Origin of the sequence: Cytobacillus sp. (assembly GCF_964223445.1) — a bacterium.
Lineage (GTDB): Bacteria > Bacillota > Bacilli > Bacillales > Cytobacillaceae > Cytobacillus.
This window is the reverse complement of the sequence record NZ_CAXQGS010000084.1, coordinates 1-16,491: the sequence shown is the minus strand read 5'-3', so window position 1 is coordinate 16,491 and position 16,491 is coordinate 1. Positions and strand designations below refer to the sequence as shown.

General features: G+C 40.0%; 14 protein-coding genes and 1 pseudogene. 8 read left to right on the top strand and 7 right to left on the bottom strand.

All coding sequences use genetic code 11. The features are described 5' to 3' along the window. Positions 1 to 20: 20 nt before the first annotated feature. The gene (locus ACEQ1T_RS15695; protein ID WP_206838141.1) at positions 21 to 2,714 is read right to left on the bottom strand and encodes a penicillin-binding protein 1A; all 2,694 of its coding nucleotides are present in this window, start codon (positions 2,712 to 2,714) and stop codon (positions 21 to 23) included. Between the two features lie 42 nt (positions 2,715 to 2,756). Next, on the bottom strand, positions 2,757 to 3,368 hold the full coding sequence (gene recU / locus ACEQ1T_RS15690) for a Holliday junction resolvase RecU (protein ID WP_206838139.1): 612 nt from the start codon (positions 3,366 to 3,368) through the stop codon (positions 2,757 to 2,759). Positions 3,369 to 3,564: 196 nt separating this feature from the next. Here recU and ACEQ1T_RS15685 point away from each other — a divergent pair, with 196 nt between their 5' ends. From ACEQ1T_RS15685 to ACEQ1T_RS15675, 3 genes are all read left to right on the top strand, one after another. Then, the gene (locus tag ACEQ1T_RS15685; RefSeq protein WP_206838138.1) at positions 3,565 to 4,557 is read left to right on the top strand and encodes a DUF2515 domain-containing protein; all 993 of its coding nucleotides are present in this window, start codon (positions 3,565 to 3,567) and stop codon (positions 4,555 to 4,557) included. Between the two features lie 566 nt (positions 4,558 to 5,123). Next, on the top strand, positions 5,124 to 5,387 hold the full coding sequence (locus tag ACEQ1T_RS15680; protein ID WP_206838136.1) for a hypothetical protein: 264 nt from the start codon (positions 5,124 to 5,126) through the stop codon (positions 5,385 to 5,387). Between the two features lie 72 nt (positions 5,388 to 5,459). Continuing rightward, positions 5,460 to 5,837, top strand: a complete 378-nt coding sequence (locus ACEQ1T_RS15675) for a YppE family protein (RefSeq protein ID WP_206838135.1) — start codon at positions 5,460 to 5,462, stop codon at positions 5,835 to 5,837. Between the two features lie 25 nt (positions 5,838 to 5,862). On the opposite strand, the gene ACEQ1T_RS15670 is transcribed toward ACEQ1T_RS15675, so the two are convergent. Continuing rightward, entirely contained in the window at positions 5,863 to 6,078 is a 216-nt protein-coding gene (locus tag ACEQ1T_RS15670; protein WP_009332703.1) for a YppF family protein, read from the bottom strand. Positions 6,079 to 6,397: 319 nt separating this feature from the next. On the opposite strand from ACEQ1T_RS15670, the gene ACEQ1T_RS15665 reads away from it, so the two are divergent. From ACEQ1T_RS15665 to ACEQ1T_RS15655, 3 genes are all read left to right on the top strand, one after another. Next, positions 6,398 to 6,970 carry a YppG family protein gene (locus tag ACEQ1T_RS15665; RefSeq protein ID WP_206838133.1) on the top strand — a complete coding sequence of 191 codons (573 nt, stop codon included), beginning with the start codon at positions 6,398 to 6,400 and terminating at the stop codon, positions 6,968 to 6,970. A 238-nt stretch (positions 6,971 to 7,208) separates the two neighbouring features. Beyond that, on the top strand, positions 7,209 to 8,072 hold the full coding sequence (locus ACEQ1T_RS15660) for an ABC transporter permease subunit (protein ID WP_206838131.1): 864 nt from the start codon (positions 7,209 to 7,211) through the stop codon (positions 8,070 to 8,072). After that, positions 8,065 to 10,473: an ABC transporter permease subunit gene (locus ACEQ1T_RS15655; RefSeq protein ID WP_206838129.1), complete on the top strand. Its 2,409-nt coding sequence runs from the start codon at positions 8,065 to 8,067 to the stop codon at positions 10,471 to 10,473. The genes ACEQ1T_RS15660 and ACEQ1T_RS15655 overlap by 8 nt, the downstream gene beginning before the upstream one ends. Positions 10,474 to 10,586: 113 nt before the next feature. On the opposite strand, the gene ACEQ1T_RS15650 is transcribed toward ACEQ1T_RS15655, so the two are convergent. From ACEQ1T_RS15650 to ACEQ1T_RS15635, 4 genes are all read right to left on the bottom strand, one after another. Then, complete coding sequence (locus ACEQ1T_RS15650) at positions 10,587 to 11,051, bottom strand: Hsp20 family protein (protein WP_206838125.1); 465 nt, start codon at positions 11,049 to 11,051, stop codon at positions 10,587 to 10,589. Positions 11,052 to 11,163: 112 nt separating this feature from the next. After that, entirely contained in the window at positions 11,164 to 11,856 is a 693-nt protein-coding gene (locus tag ACEQ1T_RS15645) for a Crp/Fnr family transcriptional regulator (protein WP_206838122.1), read from the bottom strand. Positions 11,857 to 11,977: 121 nt separating this feature from the next. Then, entirely contained in the window at positions 11,978 to 12,895 is a 918-nt protein-coding gene (locus ACEQ1T_RS15640; protein ID WP_206838119.1) for an ABC transporter permease subunit, read from the bottom strand. 6 nt (positions 12,896 to 12,901) lie between these two features. Continuing rightward, complete coding sequence (locus ACEQ1T_RS15635) at positions 12,902 to 13,795, bottom strand: ABC transporter permease (protein ID WP_206838117.1); 894 nt, start codon at positions 13,793 to 13,795, stop codon at positions 12,902 to 12,904. 216 nt (positions 13,796 to 14,011) lie between these two features. On the opposite strand from ACEQ1T_RS15635, the gene ACEQ1T_RS15630 reads away from it, so the two are divergent. Further along, a complete protein-coding gene (locus ACEQ1T_RS15630) occupies positions 14,012 to 16,312 on the top strand; it encodes a DEAD/DEAH box helicase (protein WP_206838115.1) in 2,301 nt (766 codons plus the stop codon). Beyond that, a pseudogene (locus ACEQ1T_RS15625) lies at positions 16,302 to 16,491 on the top strand (hypothetical protein); the annotation flags it as partial. The gene ACEQ1T_RS15630 and the pseudogene ACEQ1T_RS15625, both read left to right, overlap by 11 nt.

Genomic DNA, 16,491 nt, shown 5'->3' with positions numbered 1-16,491 from the left:
AGCTCTTTACTTCTATTTAGTTATGTGCCAGATCCATTTCCAGAACCGCTCGAGCCTGAGGTTCCGCTGCCAGTGCCGTTTCCGCCGCTGCCAGTATCTCCTCCAGTACCCGTTCCGTTCTCTTCTCCGGTACCGGTATCACCTTCTCCGGAACCATCACCATCACCGTTTCCGGCTCCTTCACCATCTCCGGATCCATCTCCGGAACCATCTCCGGAACCATCACCATTACCATTTCCAGAGCCGTCTCCATTTTGGTTTCCGCCCTGGCCGTCTTCACCATTTTGACCTTCTTGACCATCCTGTTCTTCTTCGCCAGTTCCATCCTGTCCTTCACCTTCAGTTTCATCTTCTTCGATGACGCTTGGATCAGGGATTTCTACTTTTACAGTAGCTGGGTCACTTTGCTGATCACCGTTAAATGCTGTTACTTTAAAGGTATATACAGCTCCTGGCTGGGGATTGGCAATTTTTAAGCCTTTTTCTGAAGTAACGCTAAGCTGCTGATCTCCGCCTTCATTTACGGATACCGTCACTTCAAATTGAGTGCCTTCTGCATCTTCTGGATATTCCCATGATAATGTAATTTCATTTATCTCCTGGTCAAAGTTCGCTGAAAGGCCAGAAGGGGAGTCCAGTTTATCAAACTTCTCAGACACTTGTGTCGGAGCATTGCCTTTTACAGCATACTCATAAATGATTTGGTCCTTAGGCGTGAATTGGCTTGCAAGTTTGGCAGGGTTGCTGCCTTTTTCAATCGCTACTTTCTCAACTGAATTTGGGACCTTGAAGTCTTCTGTTTCTTTTCCTTCTGATACATGTGCCATTAAGCTGCTGAACAGTTTTTGAGCAATTTTTTGCTCATCGCCTGCCGGGATATAATTTTTTCTATCCTGGTAGCCGGTCCAGACAGCCGCTGTATAGTTAGTTGTATATCCTGCAAACCAGGCATCAGGCACAGCACCTCCAGGAATTCCAAACTCCTGTTCCTGTTCATCGGTGTAGTTTGTAGTCCCCGTTTTTCCTGCTACAGGCAATCCTGGAACATCTGCCAGACGGCCGGTTCCATAAGAAGACTTAACTACGCTTTTCAGCATATCACTGATCATAAATGCTGTATAATCTTTCATTACTACTTCAGATTCAGGTTTCAAATCAAGCTTTGTGCCGTCACGCATTTCAATTTGCTTGATGGCATGAGGCTCAGTGTAAAACCCATTGTTTCCAAATGCACTGTATGCGCCGGCTACCTGCAGAGAGGAAACCTCATAAGCGCCGATAGAATAGGACTCATACATCTCTTCCATTGGAATGCCTAATTTATTAGTAAATTCCAATGCTTTATCAGTCCCTACTTCCTGAAGTGTTTTCAGGGCAGGGATATTACGGGAACGGGCAAGGGCTTCACGCATAGACATAGGGCCCATATGCTTTCCATCCCAGTTATTGATCTTTGTTCCTCCGGAGTATGTGTGGGGTTCATCAACTATAGTATGATAGGTTCCCCATTTTAAATATTCGATTGCAGGTCCATAATCGACAATCGGTTTAAAAGTTGAACCAGCATGTCTTTTTTGATCTACGGCAAAGTTAAATCCGCGTTTTACTTCCTGATTGCGTCCTCCGCCAATTGCTCTGATTTCACCGGTTTTTGTATCAAGCAGGGTGATTCCCGCCTGGAACTCGTCATCTGGATACGCTACCGCTGCATCAGTGTTTAAGATGTTTTCTACGTGCTTCTGTGCATCAGGATCCAAGGTCGTATAAATTTTTAGTCCATCAGAATAAGGGTTTAGATCCGGGTATTTATCTTCCACTTCATCCAAGACAACGTCGATAAAGGAATCATATTTTGATTCATTTGTTTCTCTTTTTTCTTCAGCCACAAGTGTAGATTCCACAGGAACTTTTTGGGCTGCTTCCATTTCTTCTTTTGTAATGAAACCATGCTGATTCATTAAAGAAAGGACAATATTTCTTCTTTTCTCTGCCTTGTCAGGATGATCAAAAGGATTATAATTGTTCGGGCTTTGCGGCATGCCGGCTAAAAGGGCTGCTTCATGCAGCTCCAGCTCAGCAAGTTCTTTACCGAAAAAGATTTTCGATGCCGTTAAAACTCCATGCCCTTCAGACATATAAATCTTGTTTACATACATTTCAAAGATTTCCTGTTTTGTATACTTGCGCTCAAGCTGGAAGGCGAGCCAGGCTTCCTGAGCTTTCCTGCTTAGCGTTTTTTCATTATTTAAGAAGGAGTTCTTTACCACCTGCTGGGTAATCGTACTCGCCCCTTCCGAACCAAATCCGCGAGTTACGTTGGCAATTACTGCACCGCCTAATCGTATTAAATCCATCCCATTATGTTTGTAAAAGCGGACATCCTCAGTTGCCAAAAAGGCGTCTTCCACTAGTTTGGGTATATCTTCATAAGCGACATAATCACGGTTTTCGGATCCTACATCTGTAATGAATTCGCCATCCATATCGTAAATCTGTGAAGAAATTGGATCCTTCAGCAATTTTTCATCAAGTTTTGGTGCGTCTTTCACCATAAAAGCAAAAGCGCCTGCTCCTAAAAGCATTCCAGCAATTCCGAGGGCAATTAAAATAAGAAAAATACGTTTAAAAGTGCCTGTGCCTTTTTTCCCGCCCTTCTTTTTAGGCTTGGATTGCTGTTTGCGGCGCTCCTCTCTTGATTGATATTTTTCAGTCATATCTATGTTCATCCTTTCTTAACAATGGAACTGTAAAAAAACTTATTTAAGGGTATAAAGATAATCTATTATCTTAATATAGTCAATTCTGGGCTGAAATCCAAGCGGAATGTGATGGCCATGCATTTCGATTTCACCCTTGGTAATTGATTTTCTTCCCCCATCCTTCATTCTCTCCCAGTATGAGAGCAAATGATGTGCTTCTAAAAGGAAAACTTCTTCGGTAGCAGAGAAGCGGAGAAGAACAAAACAAATCCCTTGCTGGGCTAGTACCTTCTCCATGTGCTTCACCTGGTGTTCATGAAAATTCTTTAAAGGGAAGGAGGTCGTGTTCTGAGTTTCTTTTGCTTCAAAATCAATATATCTCCCTTTATACACACCATTATAATCGGTTGTTGAAGCTTGTTTGAAATATGCTTCTTTAATAACGGCCGCACTTCTCTTTGGATAATCGACCTGGACGATTTGAACAGGAGTAGGCTTTTTATGAATAGTGGCTATTCCCTGTTCCAAATAGAATTCATTGGTTTCATTTATATCTTCCTCCAATGTCATTCCACGATTGCTGTAGGTCCATTTCTTCTCTGGTGTTAATTTTTTGGCGCTATTAGCAGGTGGGGTATATCTTCTGCCATTAGGATAATGGAAATTCATGCATTCACCTCGTTTTAAACTCCTCCCTATAATAACAAAAGTAAGCTTGATTTGGCTGAATAAAAAGTTCTAAATAACAAAGTATATAGGAAACTCCATTTGAGCATTATTTCCGGTTTTAATCGTGTTACAGAGTCATTTGGCATGTCTGCCTGCTGGCTAAAGATAGACCAATCAGTTTCTGAGGTGAAATGAGATGTTCCTTCCTGGGAAATTCTTGGACAGCCATGAGAAAAAGGAACAGGCAATTATGGATCATATTATGAAGATGACAGCAAAATATAACCTGGACAATATTTCAAGAACGGAAGCCTATTTCCGGTTTTATAAAAAGCATCCTGAGATTCGCTGGGCGTTTCTTGCTTCCATGGTGTCTCGAAATGCCGGCTGGAATATGTGTGATCTTGAAGGAAGCTGTTTTCCTAAATTGATAGGAAAGAAATTGAGGGATATGCTTTATATTACATATGAAAGGGCCAATTGGCTGATTTTTCAGGATGCATTTCCACAATTGCTCCTCTATCATTATTCGACGAAAATAAATAGACCAATGTTTCATTTATTAAAAATTTTTCATGTATCGGCATTTATGGAACAGGAGTGGCTTTCTTTCTGGAAAAATAGAAATAAAAAGAGGTTAATGATCTCACTGATTATCAATGAACAAAATGTTATCCAAGAACCAGTAATGGAACATGAAATTTATAAGAATAAAGTTTTTCATACATTGCTTTTTTCCTTTCAGGACTATCTTCATTTTAGTTCTGTAATCTTCCCTACGTGTAAAGGGGAATTATACGGGGCAAGTGTAAATGGTTTCCGATCGGTGTCCAAAAGAATTGATCTTGGAAAACGGCTGGCTGAAATCTTATTTGACACCAGCTATTATGGGGACGTGTATGAATTTGCTTCAGGCACAATTCATACTGGTTCAAGGCATGATTATGAGAAATACTTTAAGGGAAGACAACGGAGAACCACCCCTTTCTTACGCTGTACATACCCAATAATCACACATCACATTCATCAATTTAATGATTGGTCTGTAAAAAATCGCATTAAGAGTAAATGGTCATCAGAATCAGTTGTCCTAAAACACCCTGTCCATATTACAAAATGGTATTTGCATAAGCAGAAACAGCTTCATACTGCTGCGAAGCTGGGAAAATTAATTCGCTTGCTTTGTTAGCGGAACAGTGAAAAAAAGCAAGGAAGCCCTTGCTTTTATATGAATTTATAAAGTATAACAATGTAATAACTTTGATGAAAAAATATCTGCATCCAGCTCCAGCGCCTAGCCCCTCGGGTCATAAGCCAAATCACTCCAGAAATCAGGATTTCCTGCGTAATTCGTCTTATGCCTGTCGGGGGCTGATCAAGGCGCTTCCGCCTTTGTTCTTTTAAGTTGAAGGGCGGTCAGGGCCTTCAAGCTTCTTATTGCCATAGCCTGTTTTTGTTTCTTCCAGCTTTTTTGGCTGTGCTTTATTTTGTTTTTCTTTTTTTTCCATTACATTACACCTCCGTTAATTAGTTTGTTCAATGACGCTATTTTCATTCTTCCGGGGGCTGTCGAAACCATGTTGCTGAATTGCAAATTAGTACTTTCTTTGACGAATCACTTCTAGTTTTGTCATGCATGGAGGAAACCTACGAGCGAAATAGAATTATGTAGGCACACAGCAAAATTTTCACTGTATCCTTCGTCGTATTTTATTGCAGGAAGCAAGGAGAAATAGAAATCGGGAGGTTTTTTGTATGCAGGGAAAAATGGTAGAAAAAGATGAATTGCTGGCCATGCTTACAGAAATATATGATCAGCTGGAAGAGCTTGAAAATGTACTGGAGTCTAATTTGTCGGGACTTCGTCAGGATTGGTATTATGAACAGACAGAAAAACTGGAGGTTTGCGAAAGCAGGCTGGAAGCGATTGAAGTGGATATGACAGTAATCAAGTCTGAGGCAGACAATATAGAAGACGCAAAAAGGTCAGCAGGAATGAAGCTTGAACTTGGCTTCTAATTGGCATAGAATAGCAGTATCCTTCAGTAGCTAATGTTGACTAGCTACTTTTATTTTTGGAGATGAAGCTGAATGAATCGTGAAAAAGTACTGCTGCAAATGACAGAACAGCTGCTTGAATATGTGGAAATCTCAGACAGCAGGTTTAAAAAAGTTAAGGAATCAGGTGAAAAGGGTGATTTTTATAATGAAGTCAAACCTTTTGCTGATGATGTTAAATCCATAAATGATAGATGGAAAGATGAAGCCCTGAAGTGGATTGGCATTCATAACCCCCGAAATCTTTATCCTCAGCAGATTGAATCTGCTGCTGAACATATTGAAATGGTTTCCATTCAGGCATTTTTCCCTGAAACAAGCAAAACCAGGTTCATTAATTATGTTAATTCCGCCGTGTATGTCCTAAAGCAATTGATAAAATTAGCAGGTGAAGAAAAAAAGGGAACCTGAAATAGGATCCCTTTTTTTAAATTTCTTATGCATTTACTGAATCCTGGAGGGTGTTATCTTTGTAGCTTTCCGGAACGGCCGCTCCTTGAGCTTCAAGCTCACGAACGAGATTTCGATAATCTGTACTGGAAATTTCATTATGGATATAGGCCTTTTTAGCAAAATCCAATAATTCATTAACATTTTCAGGAGTATACTCCCGCAGCTGATGAAACTTCATTTTTAGTTCGTGAACATTCATGATATTGCCTCCTCTGAATATTGATTCGCGGAGAAATTCCTTCCCCGCAGCCCGGTAAATGAAAAAGGGGACAAGAAACTGTTTTGTTTTTTATATCCTATCATGAAAATTTATTTTTCATCGTTTTTAAAAAAATCAAACTTCCGACACCATTCTTCATAGTTAGACAAAAACGGAAACCGCTTCCATTATTAATCTTAATGATCCTTTCACATTCTGGGCAAATCTTTCATATATTATATTGGTGATAATTAGAAGGCTTTTGCCTGGAATTATTGCTAATATACTTATATTTTTTGAATGGGGAGGATGTTTGCCCATGTTTGGCCGAGTAATGAATAGAGCGAGCCATCTTCAGCCATACGGCCATTTAAATCAAAGTATATACATGGATCCATTTTATATGGGGGCGAATGGCCAATTTTATATGAGGCAGCAGCCAATGCAGAATTATTATAATTCTGCTGGACAGTATAGCCCTTATTATTTGCCTTATAATATGGAGTATCATCAGCCGCCTCAGATGGCAGGATTGCAGCAGCAAAATTATTCACCAAATCCCTATCCGCAGCATAACTATGACCAAGGATACTACGCAAAGACCGGTTCGAAAAATGCTGGTGTTTTTCAAAACCCATTAGAATCTGAAGATTATTACGGAACTCAGGCAAGCAAGTCCGCTGCGCAGCAGATGCCGTATATGAATCCGTATCCTAAACAATCATTCATTCCTAAACAGCCATCCGGAGTGCAAAGCATTATGAATTCCTTTAAAGCCCAAGATGGTTCACTTGATCTCAATAAAATGGTGGACACCGCAGGTCAGATGATGTCAGCTGTAACGCAAGTGTCATCAATGGTAAAAGGAATTGGCGGAATATTTAAAGCTTAACTGATCATGGCCGAAATGGCCTTTTTTTTTGTCTATTATTATAGTGGCATGGAATTATATATAAAAATCAGACTTGAAAAAAAATTAAATATATTTGAAAATAAAATAGCTGGTCTATTATTTGCAACTCCCAAAAAACAGGAATTATTAACCAGGAAAATGTAATTGTATGATTGACAAAATTTAGATAAAAGTGAAAAATAGAAAAATGGCTCATGGTCATTAAAGGGGGATTTGTATGGTTCGTGCGCTTCAGCAAATATTTATCATATTTATATTGATTTTGCTTCTTGCGGCAATGCCAAAAATTATTTCTGTTGATCCATTAAGCGGGAGTCTTGATTGGAGCTTTGAAAGTTTACCTCAGATTTATGGTGATTTTATTAAAGAAGTAAGCGGGGGCAGCCTGGGTACCTATCAGCTCGGCCGGCAAACTCGTCCTATAGCCGGGGATATTGCTGATAACTTTACTACAAGTCTGTTAATTGTATTGATAGCTGTGAATGCTTCCTTAGTTATAAGTCTTATTTTCGGAGTTTTTATCAGCCGTTTCAGGCTTACTAAGCTTTTTGGGGCTTTCTTGAATATCCTTGCGTCCATACCCGACTTTATAATCATTGTAATGTCTATGATTCTTGCCGTTAAAATTTATAAAATGACGGGGATCAGAGTGATTTCACTCAGGCCGGATGGAGGAGCCCTTAACATCTGGTTTCCAACAGTGCTCGCAAGCTTAGCTCCAACTCTATATCTATTTAAGCTTGTTTCGGTAAAATATTATCAAACAAGCGGGGAGGACTATATTAAGACTGCAGTTGCTAAAGGAATGAGCTTGAATTACATAAATTTTCAGCATGTATTTAAAAATTTGGAGCCATTTATTAAATCTGAGCTAATCAAGGTGATTTCCCTGGCCATTGGCAATCTCTTCATTATTGAACATATTATGAATGTCTCCGGCATAACGAAATTTATTTTTCAGAGCAATGAGGTCCAGCCGATCGCAATTGGCTTGTTTGCCATGCTTTTAATTTCTCTAATTGTCTATATTTCTAACAGACTCATATTCTATCTGTTTAAACGGGGTTTTATCTATGAATAAGATGCTAAAAATAAATTACTCCTTGATTATCGGAATTCTTATGGTTGCAGTCCTGTTATTTTTCAGCATATTTGGGCCTATTCTTGCACCGCATTCATTGACTTCGGCATTGGAAACACAATATACAGACGGGAAGGTTTTGGCTCCGCCATTGGAGCCCTTTGAATCATCCTCCTATCCTCTGGGGACTGACAAATGGGGCTACGATCTTTTGTCCATGATTTTATATGGATTAAGATACACTGTCTTTATTGCAGCTGCTGTTACGATCATTAAAATGGCTTTCGGAACCATCATCGGTTTGTATGCTGGCAGCTTGAAAAGGACACCAGGCTGGCTGATTGCTTTTGAAAATGCATGGAGCTATGTTCCGCTGTTTCTGATCCTGTATTTTTTCCTGGCGCCAATAAGCTTCAACAGCAGCCTTAAGCAAAATGTATTAATAGTCTACTTTATAGTTATTGCGTCAATCATAAGCATTCCCAGCATAGTGTCATCTGTAAGGCTTAAAACCGCTGAATTATCTAAATCCGTTTATATTGAAGCGGCCAAAGCACTGGGAGCTGGAAAACACCGTTTGATTTGGAAGCATATATTCCCTCAGTTAAAGGAAACGTTCCTTGTTATGTTTATACTTGAAATTGTGTATGTGATTGCTCTTATGGGACAGCTGGCGCTTTTGAATATTTTTGTCGGCGGAACCATTATGAGATTTGACCCCATCATATACCTATCAGCTACAAAAGAGCTGTCAGGGCTTGTTGGGCAGGCAAGATTGAACATCTATGGAAACACTCATATATTAGTTGCGCCGCTTGCGGTCCTTTTATATACAACAGTATCCTTCAGTCTCCTGGCAAATGGATTGAAGAATCGATTTCAGTCAAATTACCAGCGTACACCATGGATTAGGACAGGGCATGAACCGTTAATTCAGCCTTCCAGAAAACAATATGGCCGAAAAAAGAAATTTTGGTCTTTTTCTGCCCCTAAAGCAGCCTTTTCTGCATTAGTCATTGCTTTTGCTGGTGCTGGAATCTATGTAACTGCAGCAAAAGACGCCAATATTGGCGTTAGAAGCGGAAGCCACGCGGATTACAACATTGATCTGAAAATGAATGGCGAAGGCTATTTCACTGCCGATGCTACTATCCAAATGAAAAACCAATCAAATAAAGAATGGAAAGAGCTTGTATTTTATTTTATTCCAAATGTTTTTACAGAGGGTCATACATTTGATTCTGTTGAAGGAACGTCTGAGGCAGATATCAGGAAGGTGACAGTGAATGGGCAAAAAGCGTCTTTTAAGTTAAAGGGTGATACGTTAACCATAAAGTTAAAACCTGAAATGAAAGATAAAAGCAGACATAATGTAAAGATTGAATATGCATTTACAGTCCCTGACAAAGGCAGCCGCTTTTCAAAAGTAGACACAAACTATTATCTTGCTCAATGGTACCCTATGGCTGCAGTATATCAAAAAGGCAAATGGAATAAAGAGCCTTATATGGAAGGGCTGGAAACATTTCATACAGGCTTCTCTGATTTCAACGTTTCCTATAAACTTCCAAAAGGGTATTCTCTGGCTTCTACAGCAGACAAAGATCCGGCAGAAGGGAAAAATGAAGGGAATATTAAAGCCAAAAATGTCAGAGACTTCTTCATTGCTGTCATGAAGGATATGGAAGTTTATGAAACGGAAGCGAAAGACGGTGTGAAGGTCAGATTATTTTCAAGAAGCAATCATGATAAAGATCATGAAGCTTCATTGACTCTGGCAAAAAATGCATTAACATTCTATCAGGATAATATAGGAGACTACCCGCATAAACAGCTTGACATCGTATTGGATGATGGACAATTTATGGAATATCCCGGTATTGTAACTATTAACCCATATATTGATGATAAGAGGTTTTATGATATTTCTATTGTCCATGAGATTGCTCATCAGTATTTTTATGGCGTAGTGGCCAATGACCCATACAATAATGCATGGATTGATGAAGGAATTACTGAATTTGCCACCTCTATGTACTTCTATGCAGGTCAAAATCAGGCTGAACGACAGGCATTTGGCATTTCCCATTATCGAATGGAGGCCATTGAAGAAGCTGGCTTTGGCAGGCAATATTCAAATGTGCCGGTTAATGAGGTAAAGCATACAGGCTATATCTACGGGCAGCCTGCTCTGGAGATTTTACAAATGATTCAGGAAAAGTATCCCTTAAAAGGGGAATCCCCTAAAGCAGTGGGGATGCAGTTCTTGTCCGATTATTATCAAAATTTCCGTTATAAAGAGGTCGATACGAAGGAGTTTATATCCTTCACAAAAGATTACTTCAGTGTTCCGACCGGGTATTTCAATAATTGGATTGATACATCTAAACTAAACAGCTAATTAGCACCTTTGATTCAGTTCATTCAAACAAAAACAAGCAGGCATTGATTCTGCTTGTTTTTGTTTAACCCGACCTTATTAGTGAATCAATTTTACATGGCTTGCAGGCAGGATCAGCTTTCATCGATCACGATTCTTTTTCCCTGCTGCTTTGGCACTGTGATTTGCAGAAGGCCATTTTGGTAAACTGCCTTTACTTTCTTTTCATTAACTGGCTGGGGAAGGGGAACGGTCCGGCTGGAACGCTGCATGCTTTGCTGTCTTCGGAAAACTTTATTTTTCTCATCCTCTTCTGTTATCATCTCAGTGGACTTGACAGAAATGGTTATATAATTGTCCAGGATGTCAATTTGTATTTGCTCTTTATTTATTCCTGGAAGTTCTGCACTAATGATATGTTCTTTTTCGGTTTCCGCAACATCGACATGGAAGGAAGAAGAAGTTGGGAAGGGATTCTTAAAGAAATCATCCATAGTCTGCAGAAATCCTCTAACGGGTTTTTCATGAAAAAGCTGATTCATCGATTTCATTAAGTCACCAAATGGCTCATTTCGGTCTTTTTTCTTTGGATCCTCCATATATACATCCATCCCCTCTCAAACAGGATTTTTCAACATATCCTATGCTGCCCATTGGGTGGATGTTCCTGCCGGCATTAAGGTAAAAGAAAAAAACCGCATAGTGCGGTTTTTAAAAGATTGTCTCTAAGAGCTGATCAGGATCTATGATTAAATGTCCATCCTGATCTGTTTCAATTAACATTTCTTTTTTCATTTTTGTTAAAGTCCTGCTGACCGTTTCCCTTGTAGTGCCAATCATATTGGCAAGGTCTTTATTGGTGAAGTCTCCTTTTAAAATAAAGCTGCCGTCTTCACGCTTTTGCCCATGCATTTTGGCAAGACGGACAAGCAATTTGATGATTTGTTCATAAGTATTGTTTAAAATTTGCGCTTCCAGCCTCTCCTGCAGATCGACAATCTTCTCGCCCAGAACTTTAAACACCTTTATGCACAGCTCAGGGTTCTCAATTAGTACCTTTTCGAATTGCGAAATTGGCACAACGACGAGCTGAGCATTTTCCAGCACCTCCGAAAAAGCCGGATACCCGCCTTTTCTGAAAAATCCTACATGAGGGAACATCTCGCCTTTTGTTAAGATGGCAACAATCTGCTCTTTTCCATTAATGTCACTTCTATAAATCTTAACTCTGCCGCAGTTAATAAAATAAACATTGTCAAGCGGGTCATCCTGAAGAAAAACGTGACTTCCTTTTTTCCATTCCCGAGAAATTGATATCTCTACCACTTTATCCAGCTCTTCATTGTTCAGTTCTTTAAAAAGAGAGAACTGGGAAAGAACTCCCTTAATTTCTTCTGCTCTCATAATCCACCTCTTGCGTCTGTCCTATTAAGCTTATTGTAACAAAAAACATTCATAAACTTTATATTAAGAAAAGCTTATTATATAAAATCAGGCCCTTAAATGGATAGGCCGGCTGGAACACCTAAATATATCGGACTTTATTGGTGAAAAATGATTTTAATCCCTGAGCGAATATATTAAAAGTTAAGATGGCGCAGGTCATTGCAAAAGCTGGGAAGAAAGGAATCCAAATCGGGCCTCTTATATCCTCAAAGGCCTTCATCAGCATCATAGGCCAAGAAATCGAATTATTGATCAATTGCCAATCTCCTCCCATAGATTGGACTAAATCCTGGGAAATAAAAATGCCGACAAACCCTAATTGACCAAGCAAAAACATGACTTTTCCAAGGTCTGTAACCATATATACAAGAAGCTTACTAAAAAGAAAAGGCAGATAGTATGTTCTGAAAAGCCTGTAAGGTGAAGCCCCAGCAGCAATTCCTCCATATATATATTCCTTGGAAGATATCTGATCAAATTCCAGCTTTATCATTTCTGCAGCACGGGGCATTTCTGCCATACCTATAATTAGAAGCAGGAATAGAGGCCGGTGTTCAGTTAACAAAAATGGCGGAAGCATGGCAAGAAGCATGACAATGATGATGGTTGGAATATATGACAGCAGTCCATTAAGCCATTTAAGGAGGAGGTGTGTACCCATCCACTTTTTGTGAGCAAGAAAGGAGAGCGGAATGGCCAGTGCATATCGCAGGACAGTTATACAGGCAACCAGCAAAATTGTTTCTTTTGCTCCCAATATGACCAGGCTGAGCAAATCTCTTCCGCTTTTGTCAGTGCCGAAGAGGTAATCCTCAGATGGCGGATATGGGGGTATAACTGGCTTTTTATCCTCATTAAGGATGTATGTAATCTTTGTTAACTCGCGGTCTACAAAAGGAAGATATGGTCCGGCAAACGTGATTGCCAATAATATCAGCAGCAAAACAGTTCCTATACAAAATAAGGCATGTTTCTTAAACCATATTGAAAAGCGCATACTCCATCACAACCTTCCTTTTGGCACGAGCCAGAATTTTACTATCTGTGAAAGGACAATAGTTATAAACATGATAAAGAGGAAAGGGAGCATTAGGGACAGTGCCTTTATTTCATCATTAGAAGATATGCTGAATAGCAGCTCCTTGCCTGCCCCATTATAGCCAGCCAGCTTTTCAATGATTGGCAGGCTGGATAGGATATAGAGCATCACCAGCTGCGCCTGGTTCAAAATGGGGGACCAGCAATTCCAGAGCATATGCAGGAGTGCTTTAAAGTCGCCCAGACCTTTCGCATAGGTTGTGCGCACATATTCTTCCCCCATTTCATTTTCAAGTGCAGCCGACGTGAAACGGGACATATGAAGAAATGGAAACACGGATAAAGAAATGAGAGGCAGTAAAAAGCTATACCAATTTTCATGCCCGTAAAGCTTAAAGTGGGGCAGCCCATGCTGCATCATCAGAATCAAAAGATATTGAATGGCAATAAAAAGAAAAAAATCGGGTACGGAAGAAAACAGCCATGAAAGAAAGTTCTGCAGCTTCCCGGTGAATTTTTTTCTCCTGTAAAATTGGAGTGCACCCATCAGTGTGCCAATGAGCATGCTGGCCATAAAAGCCGGCAATATAATCTTAATGCTGCGCATAACAAATATCGCTGATTCCTCACTGACTGGCCGTCCGCTCCTTGCATCACCCAAACCTTTTTCAGTTACTATATAATCAGTAAAATCTTGTATTCTCTTTTTATATATTTCCAAGCTAAAGGGATAATCCGCTTCAACATGAAACGCCGAAAAAACAGTTACCTCTTGTTCCCGGGGAAGAAGAAGAATCAGGATAAATCCAATCAGTATTAACAAAAACACCGCTGCTGATTTTAAAATGCTGTGCAGCATGGCTTCACCTCTTTTAAATAAATGAAAAATATACATAATATTGTCCTATATTTGGAACTTTCAGTCAATTTTTTCCATGAAATCTGATTAAGAGGAATTGCGGACGAAGATTTTAAAGTTTAATAGAATATTTCCATAAAAAGTTAATGGAATTTAAGAGTTTGCTCTGTTAGAACGAACGTTTATTCGCTAGAATAGTGGTATGAGGTGAAATAGATGAAAGTACGTAAAAATCTGCCTGAAATCATGAAAGAACTTATATCTGAACAGCAATATAAAGATAATATTGTCCATTGGCATACAATAGAAGAAAAAGAGGCTAAGACTGCCTGCCTTCCGGAAGATATTCATCCCTCATTAATAGAGGCATTGCAAAAAAGGGGCATTACAAGGCTCTATACACATCAAAAAACATCTTATCGTACAGCCATTAATGGGGACAGTTTTGTAGCAGTTACTCCAACAGCCTCAGGAAAAACGCTTTGCTACAACCTTCCAGTCCTGCAGACGATTGTCAATGATCCAGATGCTAGGGCGCTTTATATGTTTCCGACAAAAGCCCTGGCACAGGACCAAAAAAGCGAAATCAATGAAATCATCCAGGAGTCTGGATTGGATATCAATTCCTATACATACGACGGGGATACACCAGCAAACATTCGGCAAAAGGTACGCAGGGCTGGGCATGTGGTTATAACAAACCCGGATATGCTTCATTCTGCGATATTGCCCCATCATACAAAATGGGTGTCTTTGTTTGAAAATTTGAAGTATGTGGTCATAGATGAACTTCATATTTACAGAGGAGTATTTGGAAGCCATGTAGCCAATGTCATACGCCGCCTTAGACGTATTTGCCGCTTTTACGGGAGTGACCCCATTTTTATCTGTACTTCTGCAACAATTGCAAATCCATTGGAACTCGCAGAAAAGCTTACAGAAAAGCCGATGAAACTCGTAGATAATAATGGAGCCCCGAGCGGGAAAAAGCATTTTGTATTTTACAATCCTCCTATTGTCAATAAACCGCTTAATATTAGAAGAAGCGCTACTCTGGAAGCGAGAAAGCTAGCAGGTGAACTTCTGAAAAACAAAATCCAGACCATTGTGTTTGCAAGAAGCAGAGTCAGAGTCGAGATTCTTCTGACCTACCTCCAGGAGCTTGTAAAGCATAAATTGGGATCTAAAGCTATTCGGGGTTATCGAGGGGGGTATCTGCCAACCCAGAGGCGGGAAATAGAAAAAGGACTTCGTTCAGGGGAGATTTATGGAGTTGTCAGCACAAATGCCCTTGAGCTCGGAGTGGACATCGGACAGCTGCAGGTTTGTATCATGACTGGATACCCCGGTACAATTGCCAGCTCATGGCAGCAGGCTGGACGTGCAGGCAGAAGGCATGGTGAATCACTTGTCATCATGGTGGCAAGTTCCAGTCCACTCGACCAATATGTTATTCAAAACCCTGAATACTTTTTTAATAAAAGTCCTGAAACAGCCAGAATTAATCCAGATAACCTTATTATTCTGGTGGATCATATCAAGTGTGCAGCCTATGAGCTTCCTTTTAATGCCGGGGAACGTTTTGGCACCTTTGAAACTGAAGAGGTATTGGAATACCTGGCAGAAGAAAGGATACTGCATCAAAACGGAGATAAATTCTATTGGATGAAAGACTCATTTCCTGCCCATAACATCAGCCTCCGTTCAGCATCACAGGAAAATGTCGTTATAATCGATCAATCAGATATCGCGAATGTGAAAGTTATTGGGGAAATGGACCGCTTTTCCGCTATGACTCTTCTGCATGAAGAAGCAATTTATCTCCACCAGGGGACCCAGTTTCAGGTGGAAATGCTTGATTGGGAAGAGAAAAAAGCCTTTGTCCGCGAAGTGGATGTAGACTATTTTACAGATGCTAACCTGGCAGTTGAGCTAAAGGTGCTGGAACAGGATAAACTCAGAACATCCACCATTGGAGAAGTAGGGTTTGGGGATGTAAGTGTAGTGGCAATGGCTACGATCTTTAAGAAAATTAAGTTTGAAACACATGAAAATATCGGATCTGGTCCAATAACACTTCCGGAAGAAGAACTTCATACAAGCTCAACCTGGCTTTCGTTTAACAAGGAATCCTTAAATTATAAGGAAGATCGGCTTGAGCAGGGACTCATCGGAACAGCGCATGCCCTGAAGCATATAGTGCCGCTATTTGTTATGTGTGATCCTCAGGATGTTCATGTTGTCCCCCAGGTAAAAGCATCCCATAATGAAAAGCCGACAATCTTTTTCTATGACAGGTACCCCGGCGGTGTAGGGTTAAGCGAGAAAATTTTTGGGGGAATAGAACATATCATGCACGAAACGATGGAAATGGTAAGCAGATGTTCATGTGACCAGGGCTGTCCTTCCTGCACCGGAACAGATACTTCATTAGAAACGGCAAAAAAAGACGTACTGAAGATACTTAGCTCTTTTAAAAATGGTGTTAATGATGCGGGTGATAGCATTGTCCATTAAAAACAAACTGAACAGGTTAAAAGGCCATCTCGGCACAGAGGATAAACAGTCATCTCCCATAAAGTTGTCAAAGAATAATATCGATGTGCCATTCAAAGAAGTATGGGAATCCGAAAATGTCTATCCATATTATTTTGAGGACTCCTATTGCCTAGTAAGGGAAAAGGAGTATAGCCTTG

Bases quoted from the DNA above. Each gene is read 5' to 3' on its own strand.
- ACEQ1T_RS15655 (WP_206838129.1), top strand. From the start codon at position 8,065: ATGAATAAGATGCTAAAAATAAATTACTCCTTGATTATCGGAATTCTT.
- ACEQ1T_RS15635 (WP_206838117.1), bottom strand. From the start codon at position 13,795: ATGCTGCACAGCATTTTAAAATCAGCAGCGGTGTTTTTGTTAATACTG.
- ACEQ1T_RS15675 (WP_206838135.1), top strand. From the start codon at position 5,460: ATGAATCGTGAAAAAGTACTGCTGCAAATGACAGAACAGCTGCTTGAA.
- ACEQ1T_RS15645 (WP_206838122.1), bottom strand. From the start codon at position 11,856: ATGAGAGCAGAAGAAATTAAGGGAGTTCTTTCCCAGTTCTCTCTTTTT.
- ACEQ1T_RS15650 (WP_206838125.1), bottom strand. From the start codon at position 11,051: ATGGAGGATCCAAAGAAAAAAGACCGAAATGAGCCATTTGGTGACTTA.
- ACEQ1T_RS15630 (WP_206838115.1), top strand. From the start codon at position 14,012: ATGAAAGTACGTAAAAATCTGCCTGAAATCATGAAAGAACTTATATCT.
- recU (WP_206838139.1), bottom strand. From the start codon at position 3,368: ATGAATTTCCATTATCCTAATGGCAGAAGATATACCCCACCTGCTAAT.
- ACEQ1T_RS15685 (WP_206838138.1), top strand. From the start codon at position 3,565: ATGTTCCTTCCTGGGAAATTCTTGGACAGCCATGAGAAAAAGGAACAG.
- ACEQ1T_RS15695 (WP_206838141.1), bottom strand. From the start codon at position 2,714: ATGACTGAAAAATATCAATCAAGAGAGGAGCGCCGCAAACAGCAATCC.
- ACEQ1T_RS15680 (WP_206838136.1), top strand. From the start codon at position 5,124: ATGCAGGGAAAAATGGTAGAAAAAGATGAATTGCTGGCCATGCTTACA.
- ACEQ1T_RS15665 (WP_206838133.1), top strand. From the start codon at position 6,398: ATGTTTGGCCGAGTAATGAATAGAGCGAGCCATCTTCAGCCATACGGC.
- ACEQ1T_RS15660 (WP_206838131.1), top strand. From the start codon at position 7,209: ATGGTTCGTGCGCTTCAGCAAATATTTATCATATTTATATTGATTTTG.
- ACEQ1T_RS15670 (WP_009332703.1), bottom strand. From the start codon at position 6,078: ATGAATGTTCACGAACTAAAAATGAAGTTTCATCAGCTGCGGGAGTAT.
- ACEQ1T_RS15640 (WP_206838119.1), bottom strand. From the start codon at position 12,895: ATGCGCTTTTCAATATGGTTTAAGAAACATGCCTTATTTTGTATAGGA.